The sequence below is a fragment of the uncultured Paracoccus sp. genome (assembly GCF_947496875.1).
Classification (GTDB): Bacteria; Pseudomonadota; Alphaproteobacteria; order Rhodobacterales; family Rhodobacteraceae; genus Paracoccus.
In genome coordinates this window covers 194,545-209,828 of sequence record NZ_CANMEH010000003.1, presented here as the reverse complement: position 1 = coordinate 209,828, position 15,284 = coordinate 194,545, and the positions used below count along the sequence as shown (strand labels likewise).

Below are 15,284 nucleotides of genomic sequence, written 5' to 3'. Positions count from 1 at the left end.
CGTACTCCAACTTGAACCGGCGCGCGGCGCCGGGGGCGGCTGCCCGGCGGGTCCAGACCATCGGACCGGTTAGGGGATGACGAGAACACTGCATGAAAACTGCATGAACCATGCGTGAACATCACACGAAATTCAGGCGACGACGGGCGCGACCTTCATGGCGCTGCACAGCGACCTGAACCGCGCCTCGGCGACCTCGCCCATCAGGTCGCGCCCGATCCCGGTCAGCCGCAGCGTCAGGGTCTCCGCCTTGCGGTCCAGCGCCAGCTCGCCCGCCTCGGCCGGGTCGCGCACCGAAAACATTGCGCCGAACCGCATGGCTTTTCCCAGGATCTCGGCCTCGTCGATGTCGTCCTTGGGTAGCAGCGTGAACAGCGGCTCCATCGGCGATCCGGCCCTGTTGTTCCGGTAGCGGTGCAGCAGCGCCAGCCCCAGGAACACCCGCTGCGGATGCGACAGCGCCGCCAGATTGGCCCGGGTGACATTGTCGAAACACGCCTCGGCCCGATAGTCCGGATGCGCGCGCCAGCTGGTGTCGTGCAGCAGGCACGCCGCCCGGATCAGTCGGATCCGAGCGTCCGGTGTATCCGGAAACAGCGGCATCAGGAAGTGGTACAGCTTCTTGCCGAACCCCGGCATCCGGGCCATCTGCCGCTCGGTGAACCGGGCCGCCTCGATCAGGGGATCGCGCCTGCGGATCGAATCAGGCATCTGTTCGTACAGTATTCCCTCACGGATCCCGTAGGAGCTGACGGCGATTTCCGGCGGCTCGAAGGTCTGCACCAGCTGCCGCAGCACCTGCATGGCCAACGGCACCAGCTCGATCCGCGACGACGAGATACCGGTCCGCGCCTTCAGCTCGGCAAGATCGTTGTCGGCGACCCACTTGACCGTGGCGATCACATCGTCCGGGGTCATGCGGTATTCGTGCAGCACGGTCATCGGATAGGCGCGGCGTTCCATGTCCAGCCGCGCGATCGCCCGCCACGAGCCACCGACAAGGTAGATCCGCTCGTGGTCGGTCCCCAGATGGACGGCCAGTTCCGACATGATCCGGTCGATATGCTTCTTCAGCGACTTGCCTTCGATCTGCTGCAGCCGGAACGGCCCCAGCGGCGAACTGATGCGCTTTCCGACGGTGCCGTCCGTCACCTCGGCCAACTCCATCGAGCTGCCCCCGATGTCGCAGACCAGCCCCCTGGCGTTCGGCCAGCCGAGCAGCACCCCTTGCGCGGACAGCCGCGCCTCCTCCTCGCCGTCGATCACCCACAGCTTCAGGCCGGTTTCGCGCTCGACCTGCTTCTGAAAGCTGGGCCCGTCCTCGGCTTCGCGCACCGCGGCGGTGGCCACGCAGGTCAGCGGCTCGATTCCCATGCCGTCGGCCAGTGCCTTAAACCGGCGCAGCGCCGCCATGCCGCGGCGCACACCGTCGGGGTTCAGCCGGCCAGTGGTGGCCAACCCCTGCCCCAACCCGGCCATGACCTTTTCGTTGTAGAAATAGGCCGGGCTGCGGGCGGCGCCGTCGAACACGACCAGCCGGATCGAGTTCGACCCGACGTCCACCACCCCGACCCGCTGCAGCTCCCGCGCGGAAAGCGCCTGCCCGCCCTCTCTCCCGAATGGCACGATCTTGCGCCCCGACGTGGTCCTGACGTTCATCGGCGATCTCCCCGGTCAGACGGCTCAATGCTCGAACCCGTGTCGTTCAATCCAGCGAGTGGGTCAATGCCGGAACATCGCGCGCGCCCGCGGTCCCCCGCCCCGACAGGGACGGATTCTCCATGAAGAAGAGGTGGCAGTTGAACAGGTCGTCGCGTCCCGCAGGCAGATGCCGCAGATAGCGGCCGTCGGGCTGCAGGATCCAGCTCTGGGCCTCATCCGCCATGTTGGCGGCCATGATCTGGCTGGTGATCTGCGCCTTGACCGTGTCGTTCATGCATTCGACCAGTGTCTCGACCCGGCGGTTCAGGTTGCGGTCCATCCAGTCGGCCGAGCTGATGAACACCCGCGCCTTGCGCGAGGGCAGCCCGTGCCCGTTGCCGAAGCACACGATCCGGCTGTGTTCCAGGAACCGCCCGACGATCGACTTGATCCGGATGTTGTCGGACAGTCCCGCGATGCCCGGCCGCAGCCCGCAGATCCCGCGCACGACCAGGTTGATCCGCACCCCCGACTGCGAGGCAGCATACAGCGCGTCGATCACGTCGCGTTCGATCAGACTGTTCATCTTGGCCCAGATCGCCGCCGGCCGGCCCGACTGGGCGAACCGGGCTTCGCGCTCGATCAGCTCGAGCATCCGGGACTTGAGGTTGATGGGCGAGATGGCGAGGTTTTCCAGCTCCTCGGGTTGGACATAGCCGGACAGGTAATTGAACACCTTGGTGGCATCCCGCCCCAGCGCCCCGTCGCAGGTGAACAGCGACAGGTCCGTATAGATGCGGGCGGTGATCGGATGATAGTTGCCCGTTCCGTAATGCGAATAGGTGATCAGGCGGTCGCCTTCGCGGCGCACCACGCTGCTGATCTTGGCGTGGGTCTTGTAGTTCACGAAGCCGTAGACGACGTGGGCGCCGGCGCGTTCCAGCCGCCGCGACTGGCGTATGTTGGCGGCCTCGTCGAACCGCGCCTTCAGCTCGACCAGCGCGGTGACCGACTTTCCCGCCTCGGCCGCCTCGCACAGCGCATCGACGATCGGGCTGTCGCGGCTGGTGCGATACAGCGTCTGCTTGATCGCCAGCACGTTCGGATCCGCCGCAGCCTGCGCGATGAACCGGATCACCATGTCGAAGGTCTCGTACGGGTGATGCAGCAGCATGTCCTTCTGCCGGATCGCCGAGAACATGTCGCCGTCGTGGTCCTGCACCCGTTCCGGCACCCGGGGAACGAAGTTCGGCCATTGCAGATCGCGGCGGCTGTCCAGCACCAGTTCGCGCAGATCGGCCATCCCGAGCACGCCGTCGACCTCGACCACGTCGTCGGGATCGACCTGCAGCTCGGCCATGATCAGGCGGCGCAGGGTGTCGGGCGCGCCGGCCGTCATCTTCAGGCGGATGACCTGGCCGCGCCGCCGGCGTTTCAGCGCGTGCTCGAACTCCCGCACCAGGTCCTCGGCTTCGTCCTCCAGTTCCAGGTCGCTGTCGCGCAGCACCCTGAACCCGCAATGTCCGGTGTTGCGGTACCCCGGGAACAGCCGCGCCAGGTTGAGCAGCAGCAGCTCTTCCAGCGGCACGAAGCGCTGCCCGCCCGGCAGCGCCACGAACCGCGTCAGCTGCCCGGGAATCGGCAGCAACGCCTTGATCTCGCGCCCGTCGCTTTCCCGGGCAAGCTCCAGCGCCAGCGAGAAACCCAGGTTGGGGATGAACGGAAACGGATGCGCAGGGTCGATCGCCATCGGCGAGAGGACGGGGAAGACCTGATCCATGAAGTACCGGTCCAGAAACGCGGCCTCGTCGGGGGTCAGCCGGTCACGGGTCAGGATCGCGATGCCCGCCTCCTCCATCTCGCCGCGGAGGGTGGTGAAGACCTGCTGCTGGGCGCCCATCAGCCGGCGGGCATCGGCATTGACCAGAGCCAGCTGCTCGTCCGGGGTCCGGCCGTCATCCGACGGCATGGTGTTGCCCTCGCGGACCAGTTCGCGCAGCCCGGCCACGCGCACCGTATAGAACTCGTCCAGGTTGGTCGCCGAGATCGACAGGAAGCGCAGCCGTTCCAACAGTGGCACGCGCGGGTTGCGCGCCTCGTCCAGGACTCGCCAGTTGAAGCTGAGCCAGCTGAGCTCGCGGTTGAAGAACCGGTCCGCTCCCGCGGGCGGGCCGTCGGGGAGCGCCAGCGGCTTGGGAAACGGGGCTTGCAGGAAATCGGCCTGGGTCATCTTGGTTGCAGACTGCTCGTGACGTGGCTGCGCATCATGAGGGGGGCATCGCGGGGTGTCCAGCCGGGCTGGCGGGCGCGGAAGGGTCCTGTGCCGGCGATTGACCCCGCCGCGCGAGATCGCCATTTCAGGTCGGCAACTGGCGAAGGGACAGCCATGACCATCCTGTCACGTCGCAGGCTGATGACCACCGGCGCTGCCGTGTTCGCCGCGCCCCTGCTGCACCGCCGGGCCGCGTTCGGGCAGTCCGACGGGCTGGCCGGCATGGCGGAGAGTGCGGCGGCGCTGGGGCAGCTGCGCAGCCTCGTCATCCATCGGGATGGCGCGTGCGTCTTTGCCCGGGCGTTCCGCGGCCCGGCCGTGGATCGGCCCGCCAACATCAAGTCGGTGTCCAAGACCATCCTCGGGCTGCTGACCGGCATCGCGATCGACCGCGGCGTGATCACCGGACCTGACCAGCGCGTCCTGCCGCTGCTGGACCGGGACCCTTTCGGCGACGCCCGGGACAGCTTGACGGTCGGCCATCTGCTGTCGATGCAGGCGGGGCTCGACAGCACGTCCGGGCCGGCCTACGGGGCCTGGGTGTCAAGCCGCGACTGGGTCGACTTTGCCCTGACCCGTCCGCTGGTGGGTCGTCCGGGCGGCCGATTCATCTATTCGACCGGCGGCTGGCATGTGCTGGGGGCGGCCTTGGCACGTGCGGCAAGATCCGATCTGCACCAGCTGGCCCGAAGCTGGCTGGGGGAACCGCTGGACATTGCCGTTCCGCCGTGGATCCGCGACCCGCAGGGCCGGTTCATGGGCGGCAATGACATGGCGATCAGTCCGGTGGCGCTGGCGCGGATCGGCGACATGGTTCTCGCCGGTGGACAGATCGGCGGCCGCCGGGTGGTCAGCCGGCAGTGGATCCAGACGTCCATGCAGCCGCGGGCGCGGTCGCCGTTCTCGGGCGATCTCTACGGCTATGGCTGGTTCCTGACCCGCCACGCCGGTCAGGACGCCGCCTATGCGCGGGGTTATGGCGGGCAGATGCTGGTGGTAGTTCCGGGTCGGCAACTGGCCGTCGCCATCACCTCGGACCCCGACCGGCCGGCCCGGTCCGAGGGGTTCTTCGGCGATCTGCGCCAGCTGCTGGAGCGGATCGTCGCCGCAGCGTGAACGCGCAGCGGCCACGGCCGACACGGAACCTGCCTCAGTCGGGTACGTCACCCTCGGTCAGGCGGGCCAGCACGTCCAAAGCCAGCGGCCGTGTGACGCCCCGGTTACCGGCGAGCGCCGCGTCGTCGATCGCCGCGACCAGCCGTCGTGCCAGCCCAAGGTCGCGGTCCATGCGACGCACCAGCGCCTCGATCAACCCCACATCCGGGTGCAACTGACGGTCGGCGAACAGCTTGACCAGCACCGCCGCCAGCAGCGCATCGTCGGGCGGACCCAGGCGCACGGCCGTCATCGCCTGCATGCGCGAGCGCAGATCGGGCAGCGCCAATCCCCAGTGGGCCGGCGCCCTGCGCGCCGTGACCAGCAGCCGGCAGCCGCGCTGCGCGCACAGGTTCCAGAGGTGGAACAGCCCCCGTTCCGCGTCAGCCATACCCGCCACCCGGTCCGCGTCCTCGACCGCGATGGCACCTTCGGGCGTGACCAGCGCATCGATGCCGTCTGGCGAAAGCGCCTGCGCCGCCAGACGCGTGGCGCCCCGCTCGGCGGTCCAGATCGCCGCGAGGTGTGACTTGCCCGACCCATCCGGTCCGAGCAGCAGCAACCGGCCCTGCGGCCACGCCTCGGGTGCGTCGACAAGCGCCAGCGCCTCGGCATTGGCCGGTGCCGGCAGGAAATCTGCCCGGCTGAGCGATGGCGGCGCCGCCAGGTCGAAGGTGAGCTGTCGGGTCAAGGGAACCTTGGGGGATTCGGGCGGGTGATCGTCACTCGGATCGGAAATGCGGGCCCTGGACGACGTTGTGGCGCGTCGGGACATCGTCATGGGCGGCGTTTGACGCGACCGGGCTGACGTTCGAGGCGCGCGCCTCGTCGCCCGGGGGTAGCGCATCGTCGGCGTCAGGGTCGGTGCCGTCCGGGGTCTTGCCGCCCCAGGTGCGGACCTCCGGCCTGTCGTGCATCGCCTCCAGCGCGCCTTCCGGTCCGGGTCCGGGAACCTCCATGCGCGCCGTCGCGACGCGGGCGCCGTCGCGCTCGGCGGCTTCGCGGGCGGCCTGCCGTGCCTCGTGGCGCGCTTCTTCGACATGCACGTCGGCAACCGCGGCCGCGTGGGCGGCGCGAGCATTTTCCCGTTTCCGCGCCGTGGTGCCGGGCGGAACGATCTCAATCAGCAGCGGCGGCGCCGGGTCCGGCATCAGTTCCTGCCCGGTGAACAGGCCGCTTTCCTTGTAGCGCTGCACGAAGAACCGGACCAGAACCCCGATGATCGCCCCCATCGGCACCGCGACCACCAGGCCGACGAACCCGAACAGCTTGCCGAACACCGCCAGCGCGATCATCAGCCACACCGGGTGCAGCCCGACATGGCCGCCGATGATCTTCGGCTGCAGATAGTTGCCCTCGACGACCTGCCCCACCACGAAGATGCCCAGCACGACGACGATCCATTGCGGCTCGTTCCAGAACGTGAACGCCGCGACGGCGACCGAGGTCACGCCGCCGATGAACACACCGACATAGGGAATGATCGACAGGACCGCTGCGGTGATCCCGATCACCAGCGCGAAGGGCAGGCCGACCGTCAGCAGGCCCACCGAATAGAACGTCGCCAGGATCAGCGTCACCAGGCCCTGCCCCCGCAGGAACCCCGCCAGGGACTCGTTGATCTCGTCGGCAAGGCTGCGGATGGTGTGGGCGTGCTGGCGCGGCAGCAATTCGTCGATCCGCTCGACCATGCTGTCCCAGTCCAGCAGCAGATAGAACGCGACGACCGGCACGATGATCAGCAACAGCACCGCACCGACGAGATTGCTCATGGAGCTGAGCACGGTCACCAGCACCTGTACGCCGGTCTCGGACATCTGCGCGCCGAGTTCCGTGATGGCGCTGCGCAGGGTCCCGCCCTCGGGCAGCAGCTGCGGGAACCTGGCCGAGACCCAGGCCTGCGCGGTGTCCAGATAGCCGGGGGCGTTCTCCACCAGCTGGGTCAGCTGCCGCACGATGACCGGCAGGACCAGGACGACCGCCAGCATGAACGCCAATGCCGCGATCACCGTGATCAGCGTCACCGACATCGCGCGGTTCAGCCCCGCGGCTTCCAGCCGGTCGGCCACCGGATCCAGAACATAGGCGATCCCCGCGCCGATCAGGAACGGGGTCATCACGTTGCCCAGACCCCACAGCGCCAGCACCACGAGGGCTGCCACCGCGGACCAGGTCCAGATCTGTCTTGACACCGAAACCCGCATCATCGTCCCCGCAGCCGTAGGCGGCGCCAACATGGCGCGCCGCCCATCCCCATGCAATGGCCGTTGCTGCCCCCGGCATGTTCCGCTAACCCGCGCCAAACAGTCTCCAGAAGGCCAGCCCATGCGTGTCTCGCGTTACTTCCTGCCCGTTCTCAGGGAAAATCCCGCCGAGGCGCAGATCGTCAGCCACCGGCTGATGCTGCGCGCGGGCATGATCAAGCAGCAGTCAGCCGGCATCTATTCCTGGCTGCCGCTGGGGTTGCGGGTGCTGCGCCGGATCGAGGAAATCGTGCACGAGGAGCAGCAGCGGGCCGGACACATCCCGGTGCTGATGCCCACCATCCAGTCCGCCGATCTGTGGCGCGAGAGCGGCCGTTATGACGATTACGGCGAAGAGATGCTGCGCATCACCGACCGTCACAAGCGCGACATGCTGTTCGGGCCGACCAACGAGGAGATGATCACCGACATTTTCCGGGCGCACGTGAACAGCTACAAGGACCTGCCGCTGACGCTGTACCAGATCCAGTGGAAGTTCCGCGACGAGATCCGTCCCCGTTTCGGCGTGATGCGGGGCCGCGAGTTCCTGATGAAGGACGGCTATAATTTCGACCTGACCAAGGACGATGCGCTGCATGCCTATAACCGGCATCTCGTCACCTACCTGCGCACCTATGAACGCATGGGCCTGCAGGCGATCCCGATGCGCGCCGACAGCGGACCGATCGGGGGTGAGGACACGCATGAATTCCTGGTGCTGGCCGACACCGGCGAGTCCGAAGTGTTCTATGACAGCGAACTGACGCAGCTGACATTTGGCGACCGCGAGATCGACTATGACGATCCCGCCGCCTGCCGCGCCGTGCTGGAGGAATTCACCAGCCGCTATGCCCGCACCGACGAAACCCACGATCCTGACGAGTTCGCCCGCATTCCCGAGGCACGTCGCCGTCAGGCACGCGGAATCGAGGTCGGGCAGATCTTCTATTTCGGAACCAAGTACTCGGAACCAATGGGCGCGACGGTGGTGGGTCCGGACGGACAACGCGTGCCGGTCCACATGGGATCGCACGGGATCGGCGTCAGCCGCCTGCTGGGCGCGATCATCGAGGCGAGCCACGACGAGCGCGGCATCATCTGGCCCGAGGGCGTGACCCCGTTCCATGTTGGCCTCGTGAACCTCAAGCAGGGCGACAGTTCGACGGACAGCGCCTGCGATGCGATCGAGCGCGAGCTCCAGGCCCGCGGCATGACCGTGCTTTACGACGATCGTGACGAGCGCGCCGGCGCCAAGTTCGCCACCATGGACCTGATCGGCCTGCCCTGGCGGATCACGGTTGGGCCGCGCGGGCTGGCCGCGAACAAGATCGAACTCACCAGCCGCCGGTCGGGCCAGACCGTCGAGATGGCGCCGCAGGAGGCGATCGCCCACCTGGCCGAGCTGTACGAGCCGGTATTCGCGCGCAGCTTCCGGGGCTGAGCCGTGGGCCTGCTGCGTCTGGCAATCGCGCTGCTGGTGGCGCTGGTCCTGTCGCAGTTCCCCGCATTTTCGGACCAGTACGTGCAGCGTCTGGGCGGGCAGGTAGACGCGCTGACGGCGATTGCCGCCGATTTTGACCGCAGCGCCGCCCGTGCCGGGCTGACGCGGGACGAGGCGCTGGCCGATCTGTCGGGCAGCGCCTTCCGCGATGCGCACGCGCGCGACATGCAGCGGGCATTCGAGCGGCTGGACCGCGCACGGTCCGATCTGGTGCTATTGCGCGCCGCGGCACCGCTGGAGCGGATCGCCCTGCCACACAGGCTGCGCGACGTCGACACGCTGCAGGCGACATGGGCCGATTACCGGCCGGCGGTCCCCGTCACCCCGGCAGGCGTTCTGGCCGCCGGTCTGGGATTTCTTATCGGATGGACCGCTGCCGGGCTGCTGGGCCGCATGATCGCCCTGCCCTTTCGTCGGCGTGTTCCGCTGGGCTGGCGCTGAGCGATCGGGGCTTCCGGACCGGCTCCGCCACGGCCAGCACGCCTGCGGCACACACCTGCCTCGCGCATAAAGAAGCAGCTTAGTTAACGGCCTGTGACGGACGGCAAGACAGAAGGCTGATCCGGATGGTACCGCCTCCCCGGCTTGAACGGGGGACCTCTAGATCCACAATCTAGCGCTCTAACCAACTGAGCTAAGGCGGCACAGGCGAATGATCTAGCGCCCGTCCCGGGATGATGCAAGCCTCTCTTGTCCGATCCGGGGCGCCGGACTAGACCGGGTCGACACAGCCGGGGAACCGCACATGGGCATCAATCGCGAAAGCGACGTCGCGGCCAGCCTGCAGATCGGACCCACCGATCTGGGCATGGTCCGCATCTATCTGGAAGGCGACGGCGTCGACCTGCCGCTGGACTTCGACCCGGATGAGGCGGCCGAGATCGCCGAGGAATTGCTGGCGGCCGCCGAGGCCGCGCGCGCCATCAGCAAGGGCGGATCGGCCCGCGGATCATCCGGCAAGCCGAAGCGCCGCTGACCGGCGGCAGCGCACGCCAGATCTGGCGGCTCTCAACCGGCCAGATCGAAGGCGTCCGGATCTGCCAGCTTGGCGACACGGCAGGTGGCGACCCGGGCGATCTCCCGCAGCAGCTTGGCCCGGCGCGCTGGTGCAAGCCGGACAAGCGGCGCGGGGCGCAGCAGTTCGGCGCCGTAAGGGTCGGCCAGTATCAGGCCGCTGTCTCCCGGCAGCAATTCGGTGGGAAAGTCGCCGTCCGTGGCCCAGAAGAACCGGTCGCAGAACGGCAGGTAACCCTGCCACTTCCGGTCACCGGCAAAGTCTGACCGGCAGCTCTTGCATTCCACGATCCAGATCTCGCCGGCGGGCGAAACAGAGACGACGTCGACCCGCAGGCCGGGCGTCGGAACGAACTCGGCCAGTGGCGCGTGGCCCATCGAGATCAGCAGCCGGGTCACGCCGCGGGCAAGGCGCTGGCCGGGCATCAGGGTCGAGGTGTCAGTCATCAGGGCGACCATGAACGAAAGCGAAACATCCGGCAAGTCCGCGCGAGACCCGCGAGATGCGCTCCCCTACCTTGACACCACTTGCACATCCGCCTGGTCGTTCCTACGTTCGGGTCCGGCGGGTTTCTGCTCTTCGCGTGTGTGGCCTTTTTTTCCACTGGCCTTAAATTCTTCCGAGGGGGCTGGCTCTGTCAGGGCCCTGGTCCTGTTAACCGGCACCCACCTGGACATCCAGGCTTTCGGGGAAACCTGTGCCGCCACGGTTGCTGCGGTTCCCGCCACTGGCAAAGCCGCCCTTCGGGGCGGCTTTCTGCTGTCGTCCGCCGCGCGGCGACCCAATGAAAAAGGGCGGCCTTGCAGCCGCCCTCGTGTCGTCGCGTGATCGTTCGCCCGATCAGAAGCCGTAGACCAGCGACAGGCCCAGGGTGTTGTCCGTGCGGATCTCGCGATCAGAGACATACTCGGTGCTGTACGACACGCGGGTCGCCAAGGCGTTCGACATCTTGAAGTTCAGACCCAGTTCGTTGGTCGCGACGTCGTTCGCGTCCGAGGTCAGGAAGTCGGTGTCGTTGGTGATGAACATGGTGTCGCTGAAGCGGTGGTAGAACCGCGACGACACGATGTAGCTGGTCGAGGTGTCGGAATCGATCCGGTCACCGACGGCGACCAGGTTGCCATCGTTGTCCACCGTGTCGACGGTCTGGGTGTAGCGGACGCCCACACCGGCCTGAACGCGCCAGGCGGTCGTGTCGGTGTTGATGACGCGGTAGCCCGGACCGAAGGCCAGCAGCGCATCGCGCTTCAGACGGCCGTCGAGATCGCGGTACTCGTCCTCGCCGTCCTCTTCAAGGACGTCGAACTCGTCGGCCAGACCGTCAGTGGTCAGGCGACCCAGGGCGAAGGCATAGAACCGGTCGTTGAAATAGTAGTTGGCGTCATAGATGACCGAGGTTTCCTTGACATCGGTGTCGCCGTCGTCATCCTCGCCATATTCCAGCAGGATGCCGACCGACTGCTGGAACGGACCCTGGTTGTGCGACAGGCGGCCGGCCAGGTTGAAGTCCTGGTTTTCGATGTTGCCGGTGCGGCCGGTGTAGCCGAGGGCGACGGAGCCGAAGGTGCCTTCACGGGAATCCGGACGGCCGAAACGGGCCCGGTCTTCCGAGCGCTCGAAATCGTCTTGGACCGCTTCCTCGACGTCGATGATCTCTTCGTTGATGCGGGAAACACCGGTCGCGTCGGCGCCCGCAGCGATCTCGACCTGGGCGAATGCCGGAGCGGAGAAACCGGCGGCAAGAACGGTGGCGCCGGCCAGGAGCGTAAGGGTTTTCATGTCATACCTCTTTTACAGCAGCCGATGCGCAGAACTGCATCGGTCTTGTGTGACACCGAGTTAATGCAGATGGGCGGCGTTATGAACCATGCCGCTACCAGAAGTTGCGCTCACCAAGATGTGACATTAACCATTGGAACCACTTCAGGCAGTTCGAGGCGTCGCTCCGCGCGTGAGCAACTCGGCCGCACACGCCGGTTTCCGTCGCGACGTCAACGGCTTGGAAGTTCACGAACCTTGTCTGAACTGAAATGCTGGCGCTGTCTGTGGGAGCCCAGATCGTTAACACGCCGGCCGAATGCGGCCGTCCGGCCACGCAGGTGTGGCAAAAGTCACACGATGATCGCTGACGTGGGCATGCCGGGCTCGGGTCAGCGGCGTGCTCTCGCCGGCACGGGGACCGTCACGGCGCCAGCGGGTCTCACGCGTTCGCGTCGGCCCCCTGCGGGCGGCGCCTTGCGGTCGGCCATGCGCATCACCGCGATGGCGAACTGCACACCCGCAAACAGCAGGGTGTTGAATACCACCAGCATGACCAGTGCGATCACGCCGGCGCCACCAGATCCAAGCACGAGATGTCGCAGATGGGCGACGTCCACCGCGATCAGAAGCCCGGTGAACACCAGCGCGAGGGCGAAACCGATCGCGACATTGACAATATAGAGACGAACCAGCTGCGGCATGACGCAATCCCCCTGCAGAGGTTGCATGCTACTGGATCAGCACGCCCGCGCCTAGTCCCGCGGGCGCATGTCCCGGAACTCGTCGGGACGCGTATGCCGGGCCATGTGGTCCAGAACCGCGTTGACGAATCGGGCCTCCTTGCCTTCCGGAAAGAAGGCGTCGGCGACGGTAACATATTCCGTGATCACGACACGTGCCGGGGTCCGCTTTCCCACCAGTTCGGCGCCGGCGGCGCGGAACACGGCGCGCAACACCGGGTCGATCCGGGCGATGGGCCATTTCTCGACCAGCGCTCGGTCCGTCATCTGGTCGATCCGGGCCTGCCAGGTGACGGCATCGTCTAGGATCGTCGCGAACAGATCCTCGTCCGCCTCGGGCGTCACGCCTTCGGCGTATTCGGCGCCGATCCGCCAGTTCTGGAATTCCTGGCGCACCCGTTCCGCCGACTGGTCGGCCGATTCCATCTGGAACAGCGCCTGGACCGCATAGATCCGCGCGGCGCCGCTGCGGGCCCGTCGATCCACCCGCTCGCTCATGCCGGTGACGACCCGTCGAGGGTTCCGGCCAGCCGCACCGGATCCCGATCGGTCAGGCCCGGGGCAGCAGTCCGCCGCGACCCGGCCCAGCGACGCTGCAGGGCGATCAGATGCAGGGCCGCTGCGGCCGCGCCGCCGCCCTTGTCCTGGCTGGCGGGATCAGCACGGACCACGGCCTGATCCATCGTCTCGACCGTCAGGATGCCGTTGCCAATGCAGTAGCCCTGCAGGCCCAGCAGTGTCAGCCCGCGCGAACTGTCATTGCACACCGTATCATAGTGGGTGGTCTCGCCCCGGATGACGCATCCCAGCGCGACATAGCCATCGTAATTGGCCAACCGTCCCGCCATGCCGATCGCCGGCGGGATTTCCAGCGCACCCGGAACCTCAACCACGTCCGCAACGGCGCCGGCCTTGTCCGCCACGGCCCTTGCGCCGGCGATCAGGTCATCGGCGATCGCCCGATAATACGGCGCCACGACGATCAGCAGCCGCACCGACCCGTCCAGGACAGGCAGCGGCAGGGTGGTGTGTTCGGTCAGCGCGGCCATGGTCGCCCTTGCGGATCAGTCCTGCGGGATCGGACGGGTGGAATGGATCGAAAGCCCATAGGCGTCAAGTCCGACGACTCGCACCGGCGCCGAGTTGGTCAGCAGGACCAGTTCGGAGACGCCGAGCGCGGACAGGATCTGCGCCCCCACGCCATACTGGCGCAGCGTATGCGACGCCGCCTCGCCGGTGCGCGGCAGCTTGGGCGACAGGTCGCGCAGCAGCACGATAGCACCGCGCCCCTCGGCCGCGATCATCCGCATTGCCACCGGCAGGTCCCCGGCCCGTTCACGGGCGATCCCCAGCACGTCGTGTAGCGGGTCGAGCGCATGCATGCGGACCAGCACCGGCTCCGGGGTGGTCACATCCCCCTTGGTCAGCACGATATGCTCGGTGCCCTGCGTCTCATCGGCAAAGACCCGCATCATCCACTGGCCGCCATGGGCCGAGGTGACCTCGCGCCTGTCGCATTCCGAGATCAAATTGTCGTGGCGACGACGATAGGCGATCAGGTCGCTGATCGTACCGATCTTCAGCCCGTGCCGCTGGGCAAAGGCGACAAGATCCGGCAGGCGCGCCATCGTGCCGTCCTCGTTCATGATCTCGCAGATAACACCCGAAGGATTCAGACCCGCCAGCCGCGCGATGTCGACCGCGGCTTCGGTGTGGCCGGCGCGGACCAGGACCCCGCCATCGCGGGCCCGAAGCGGAAAAACGTGGCCGGGGGTCGCGATGTCGGCGGCCCCCTTTGCCGGATCGATGGCGACCGACACGGTGCGGGCTCGGTCATGCGCGGAGATACCGGTGGTCACGCCCTCTCGCGCCTCGATCGACAGGGTGAACGCCGTTTCATGCCGGCTGGAATTCTTGGGCGACATCAGCGGCAGCCCCAAGGCATCGATCCGCGGTCCGGGCAGCGCCAGGCAGATCAGCCCCCGGCCGTATGTCGCCATGAAATTGATGGCGTCGGGTGTTGCCGTCTGCGCGGGGATCACCAGGTCGCCTTCATTCTCCCGGTCCTCGTGATCGACCAGGATGAACATCCGCCCGTTGCGGGCATCCTCGATGATCTCCTCGATGCCGGTGATCGCGTCGGACCAGTTCCGTTCGACGGGTCCCGGTTGTTCATAATGCATGATGTCGTCCTGACGACCGCAGCTGTGGCGCGGAGGAATGAGATGATGAGGTCAGCATGGCGCGGCCTTACCCCAAGCCCCGTCGCGGGGAAAGATGGGACGCGGCGATCGGCGGCAGCACCGCCCACGGGCGATCAGCTGGCCTCGGCCAGCCGCGCCACGTATCGGGCCAGGGTGTCGATCTCCAGATTCACGCGATCGCCAACCCGTGCCTCACCCCATGTCGTTGTCGCGCAGGTGTGGGGAATCAGGTTGATGCCAAAGCGGTTCCCGTCGACCTCGTTCACCGTCAGCGAGGTGCCGTTCAGCGCCACGGATCCCTTGGGCGCGATGAAGCGCGCCAGGTCGGCCGGCGCGCTCAGCGTCAAGCGCAGGCTGTCGCCCTCGGGCGCGGCTCGCTCGACGATGGCCACACCGTCGACATGGCCTGACACGATGTGGCCGCCAAGCTCGTCCCCCACCCGCAGTGCCCGTTCCAGGTTCAGCCGCCGCCCGACCGACCAGCCATCCGCACCGATGTTGGTCCTGGCCAGTGTTTCGGCCGAGATGTCGACGTCGAACCATCCGCCTGCCAAGTAGCCGTCGGCCGGCGAGCCCCCTGGGGGGCTCGCGCCCCTGTCCACGACCGTCAGGCAGACACCGTCACAGGCGATCGACGCGCCCAGATCCACATCGGCCATGGCGTAGCTGCAGGCGATCCGCGCGCGCATGTCGCCGCGCATCTCGACAGCGGCGACCCGACCTACATCGGTAATGATCCCGGTGAACACTAC

At 67.2% G+C, this 15,284-nt stretch carries 15 protein-coding genes and 1 tRNA gene; 4 read left to right on the top strand and 12 right to left on the bottom strand.

What is annotated here, in order from left to right; translation table 11 throughout:
* Positions 1–132: 132 nt before the first annotated feature.
* Positions 133–1,659, bottom strand: coding sequence for a Ppx/GppA family phosphatase (locus Q0938_RS05460; RefSeq protein ID WP_299360063.1), 1,527 nt, complete (start codon positions 1,657–1,659; stop codon positions 133–135).
* 46 nt (positions 1,660–1,705) lie between these two features.
* Entirely contained in the window at positions 1,706–3,871 is a 2,166-nt protein-coding gene (locus Q0938_RS05455; protein ID WP_299360060.1) for an RNA degradosome polyphosphate kinase, read from the bottom strand.
* Positions 3,872–4,027: 156 nt separating this feature from the next.
* Here Q0938_RS05455 and Q0938_RS05450 point away from each other — a divergent pair, with 156 nt between their 5' ends.
* Positions 4,028–5,029, top strand: a complete 1,002-nt coding sequence (locus Q0938_RS05450) for a serine hydrolase (RefSeq protein WP_299360057.1) — start codon at positions 4,028–4,030, stop codon at positions 5,027–5,029.
* Positions 5,030–5,063: 34 nt separating this feature from the next.
* On the opposite strand, the gene Q0938_RS05445 is transcribed toward Q0938_RS05450, so the two are convergent.
* Together Q0938_RS05445 and Q0938_RS05440 are read right to left on the bottom strand one after the other, a co-directional pair.
* On the bottom strand, positions 5,064–5,759 hold the full coding sequence (locus Q0938_RS05445; protein WP_299360054.1) for a chromosomal replication initiator DnaA: 696 nt from the start codon (positions 5,757–5,759) through the stop codon (positions 5,064–5,066).
* Positions 5,760–5,790: 31 nt separating this feature from the next.
* A complete protein-coding gene (locus Q0938_RS05440) occupies positions 5,791–7,260 on the bottom strand; it encodes an AI-2E family transporter (RefSeq protein ID WP_299360052.1) in 1,470 nt (489 codons plus the stop codon).
* Positions 7,261–7,393: 133 nt separating this feature from the next.
* Here Q0938_RS05440 and proS point away from each other — a divergent pair, with 133 nt between their 5' ends.
* A complete protein-coding gene (gene proS / locus Q0938_RS05435; RefSeq protein ID WP_299360050.1) occupies positions 7,394–8,752 on the top strand; it encodes a proline--tRNA ligase in 1,359 nt (452 codons plus the stop codon).
* Positions 8,753–8,755: 3 nt separating this feature from the next.
* Positions 8,756–9,253 (top strand): DUF2937 family protein, encoded by a 498-nt coding sequence (locus Q0938_RS05430; protein ID WP_299360048.1) that lies wholly within the window; start codon positions 8,756–8,758, stop codon positions 9,251–9,253.
* Positions 9,254–9,379: 126 nt separating this feature from the next.
* Here the strand turns inward: Q0938_RS05430 and Q0938_RS05425 are convergent.
* Positions 9,380–9,456 (bottom strand) — tRNA-His (locus Q0938_RS05425).
* Between the two features lie 101 nt (positions 9,457–9,557).
* Here Q0938_RS05425 and Q0938_RS05420 point away from each other — a divergent pair.
* On the top strand, positions 9,558–9,788 hold the full coding sequence (locus tag Q0938_RS05420; protein ID WP_299360046.1) for a DUF6324 family protein: 231 nt from the start codon (positions 9,558–9,560) through the stop codon (positions 9,786–9,788).
* A gap of 32 nt (positions 9,789–9,820) precedes the next feature.
* Here Q0938_RS05420 and Q0938_RS05415 read toward each other — a convergent pair whose 3' ends face one another.
* The 7 genes from Q0938_RS05415 to Q0938_RS05385 all read right to left on the bottom strand — a co-directional run bounded on the left by Q0938_RS05415 (position 9,821) and on the right by Q0938_RS05385 (position 15,281).
* Positions 9,821–10,273, bottom strand: coding sequence for an MmcB family DNA repair protein (locus Q0938_RS05415; RefSeq protein WP_299360044.1), 453 nt, complete (start codon positions 10,271–10,273; stop codon positions 9,821–9,823).
* A gap of 394 nt (positions 10,274–10,667) precedes the next feature.
* Positions 10,668–11,606, bottom strand: coding sequence for a DUF481 domain-containing protein (locus tag Q0938_RS05410; RefSeq protein WP_299360042.1), 939 nt, complete (start codon positions 11,604–11,606; stop codon positions 10,668–10,670).
* A gap of 371 nt (positions 11,607–11,977) precedes the next feature.
* Positions 11,978–12,289, bottom strand: a complete 312-nt coding sequence (locus Q0938_RS05405; protein WP_299360039.1) for a hypothetical protein — start codon at positions 12,287–12,289, stop codon at positions 11,978–11,980.
* A 51-nt stretch (positions 12,290–12,340) separates the two neighbouring features.
* Positions 12,341–12,826 (bottom strand): transcription antitermination factor NusB, encoded by a 486-nt coding sequence (gene nusB, locus Q0938_RS05400; protein ID WP_299360036.1) that lies wholly within the window; start codon positions 12,824–12,826, stop codon positions 12,341–12,343.
* Entirely contained in the window at positions 12,823–13,377 is a 555-nt protein-coding gene (locus Q0938_RS05395) for a 6,7-dimethyl-8-ribityllumazine synthase (protein WP_299360034.1), read from the bottom strand. The genes nusB and Q0938_RS05395 overlap by 4 nt, the downstream gene beginning before the upstream one ends.
* 15 nt (positions 13,378–13,392) lie before the next feature.
* A complete protein-coding gene (ribB, locus tag Q0938_RS05390; protein ID WP_299360031.1) occupies positions 13,393–14,511 on the bottom strand; it encodes a 3,4-dihydroxy-2-butanone-4-phosphate synthase in 1,119 nt (372 codons plus the stop codon).
* A 134-nt stretch (positions 14,512–14,645) separates the two neighbouring features.
* Positions 14,646–15,281 (bottom strand): riboflavin synthase, encoded by a 636-nt coding sequence (locus Q0938_RS05385; protein WP_299360029.1) that lies wholly within the window; start codon positions 15,279–15,281, stop codon positions 14,646–14,648.
* Positions 15,282–15,284: the final 3 nt, after the last annotated feature.

What these genes read in the sequence shown, in the direction of transcription:
- Q0938_RS05460 (WP_299360063.1), bottom strand. Translation starts at nt 1,659, where the DNA reads ATGAACGTCAGGACCACGTCGGGGCGCAAGATCGTGCCATTCGGGAGA.
- Q0938_RS05455 (WP_299360060.1), bottom strand. Translation starts at nt 3,871, where the DNA reads ATGACCCAGGCCGATTTCCTGCAAGCCCCGTTTCCCAAGCCGCTGGCG.
- Q0938_RS05450 (WP_299360057.1), top strand. Translation starts at nt 4,028, where the DNA reads ATGACCATCCTGTCACGTCGCAGGCTGATGACCACCGGCGCTGCCGTG.
- proS (WP_299360050.1), top strand. Translation starts at nt 7,394, where the DNA reads ATGCGTGTCTCGCGTTACTTCCTGCCCGTTCTCAGGGAAAATCCCGCC.
- Q0938_RS05420 (WP_299360046.1), top strand. Translation starts at nt 9,558, where the DNA reads ATGGGCATCAATCGCGAAAGCGACGTCGCGGCCAGCCTGCAGATCGGA.
- Q0938_RS05415 (WP_299360044.1), bottom strand. Translation starts at nt 10,273, where the DNA reads ATGACTGACACCTCGACCCTGATGCCCGGCCAGCGCCTTGCCCGCGGC.
- Q0938_RS05410 (WP_299360042.1), bottom strand. Translation starts at nt 11,606, where the DNA reads ATGAAAACCCTTACGCTCCTGGCCGGCGCCACCGTTCTTGCCGCCGGT.
- Q0938_RS05405 (WP_299360039.1), bottom strand. Translation starts at nt 12,289, where the DNA reads ATGCCGCAGCTGGTTCGTCTCTATATTGTCAATGTCGCGATCGGTTTC.
- nusB (WP_299360036.1), bottom strand. Translation starts at nt 12,826, where the DNA reads ATGAGCGAGCGGGTGGATCGACGGGCCCGCAGCGGCGCCGCGCGGATC.
- Q0938_RS05395 (WP_299360034.1), bottom strand. Translation starts at nt 13,377, where the DNA reads ATGGCCGCGCTGACCGAACACACCACCCTGCCGCTGCCTGTCCTGGAC.
- ribB (WP_299360031.1), bottom strand. Translation starts at nt 14,511, where the DNA reads ATGCATTATGAACAACCGGGACCCGTCGAACGGAACTGGTCCGACGCG.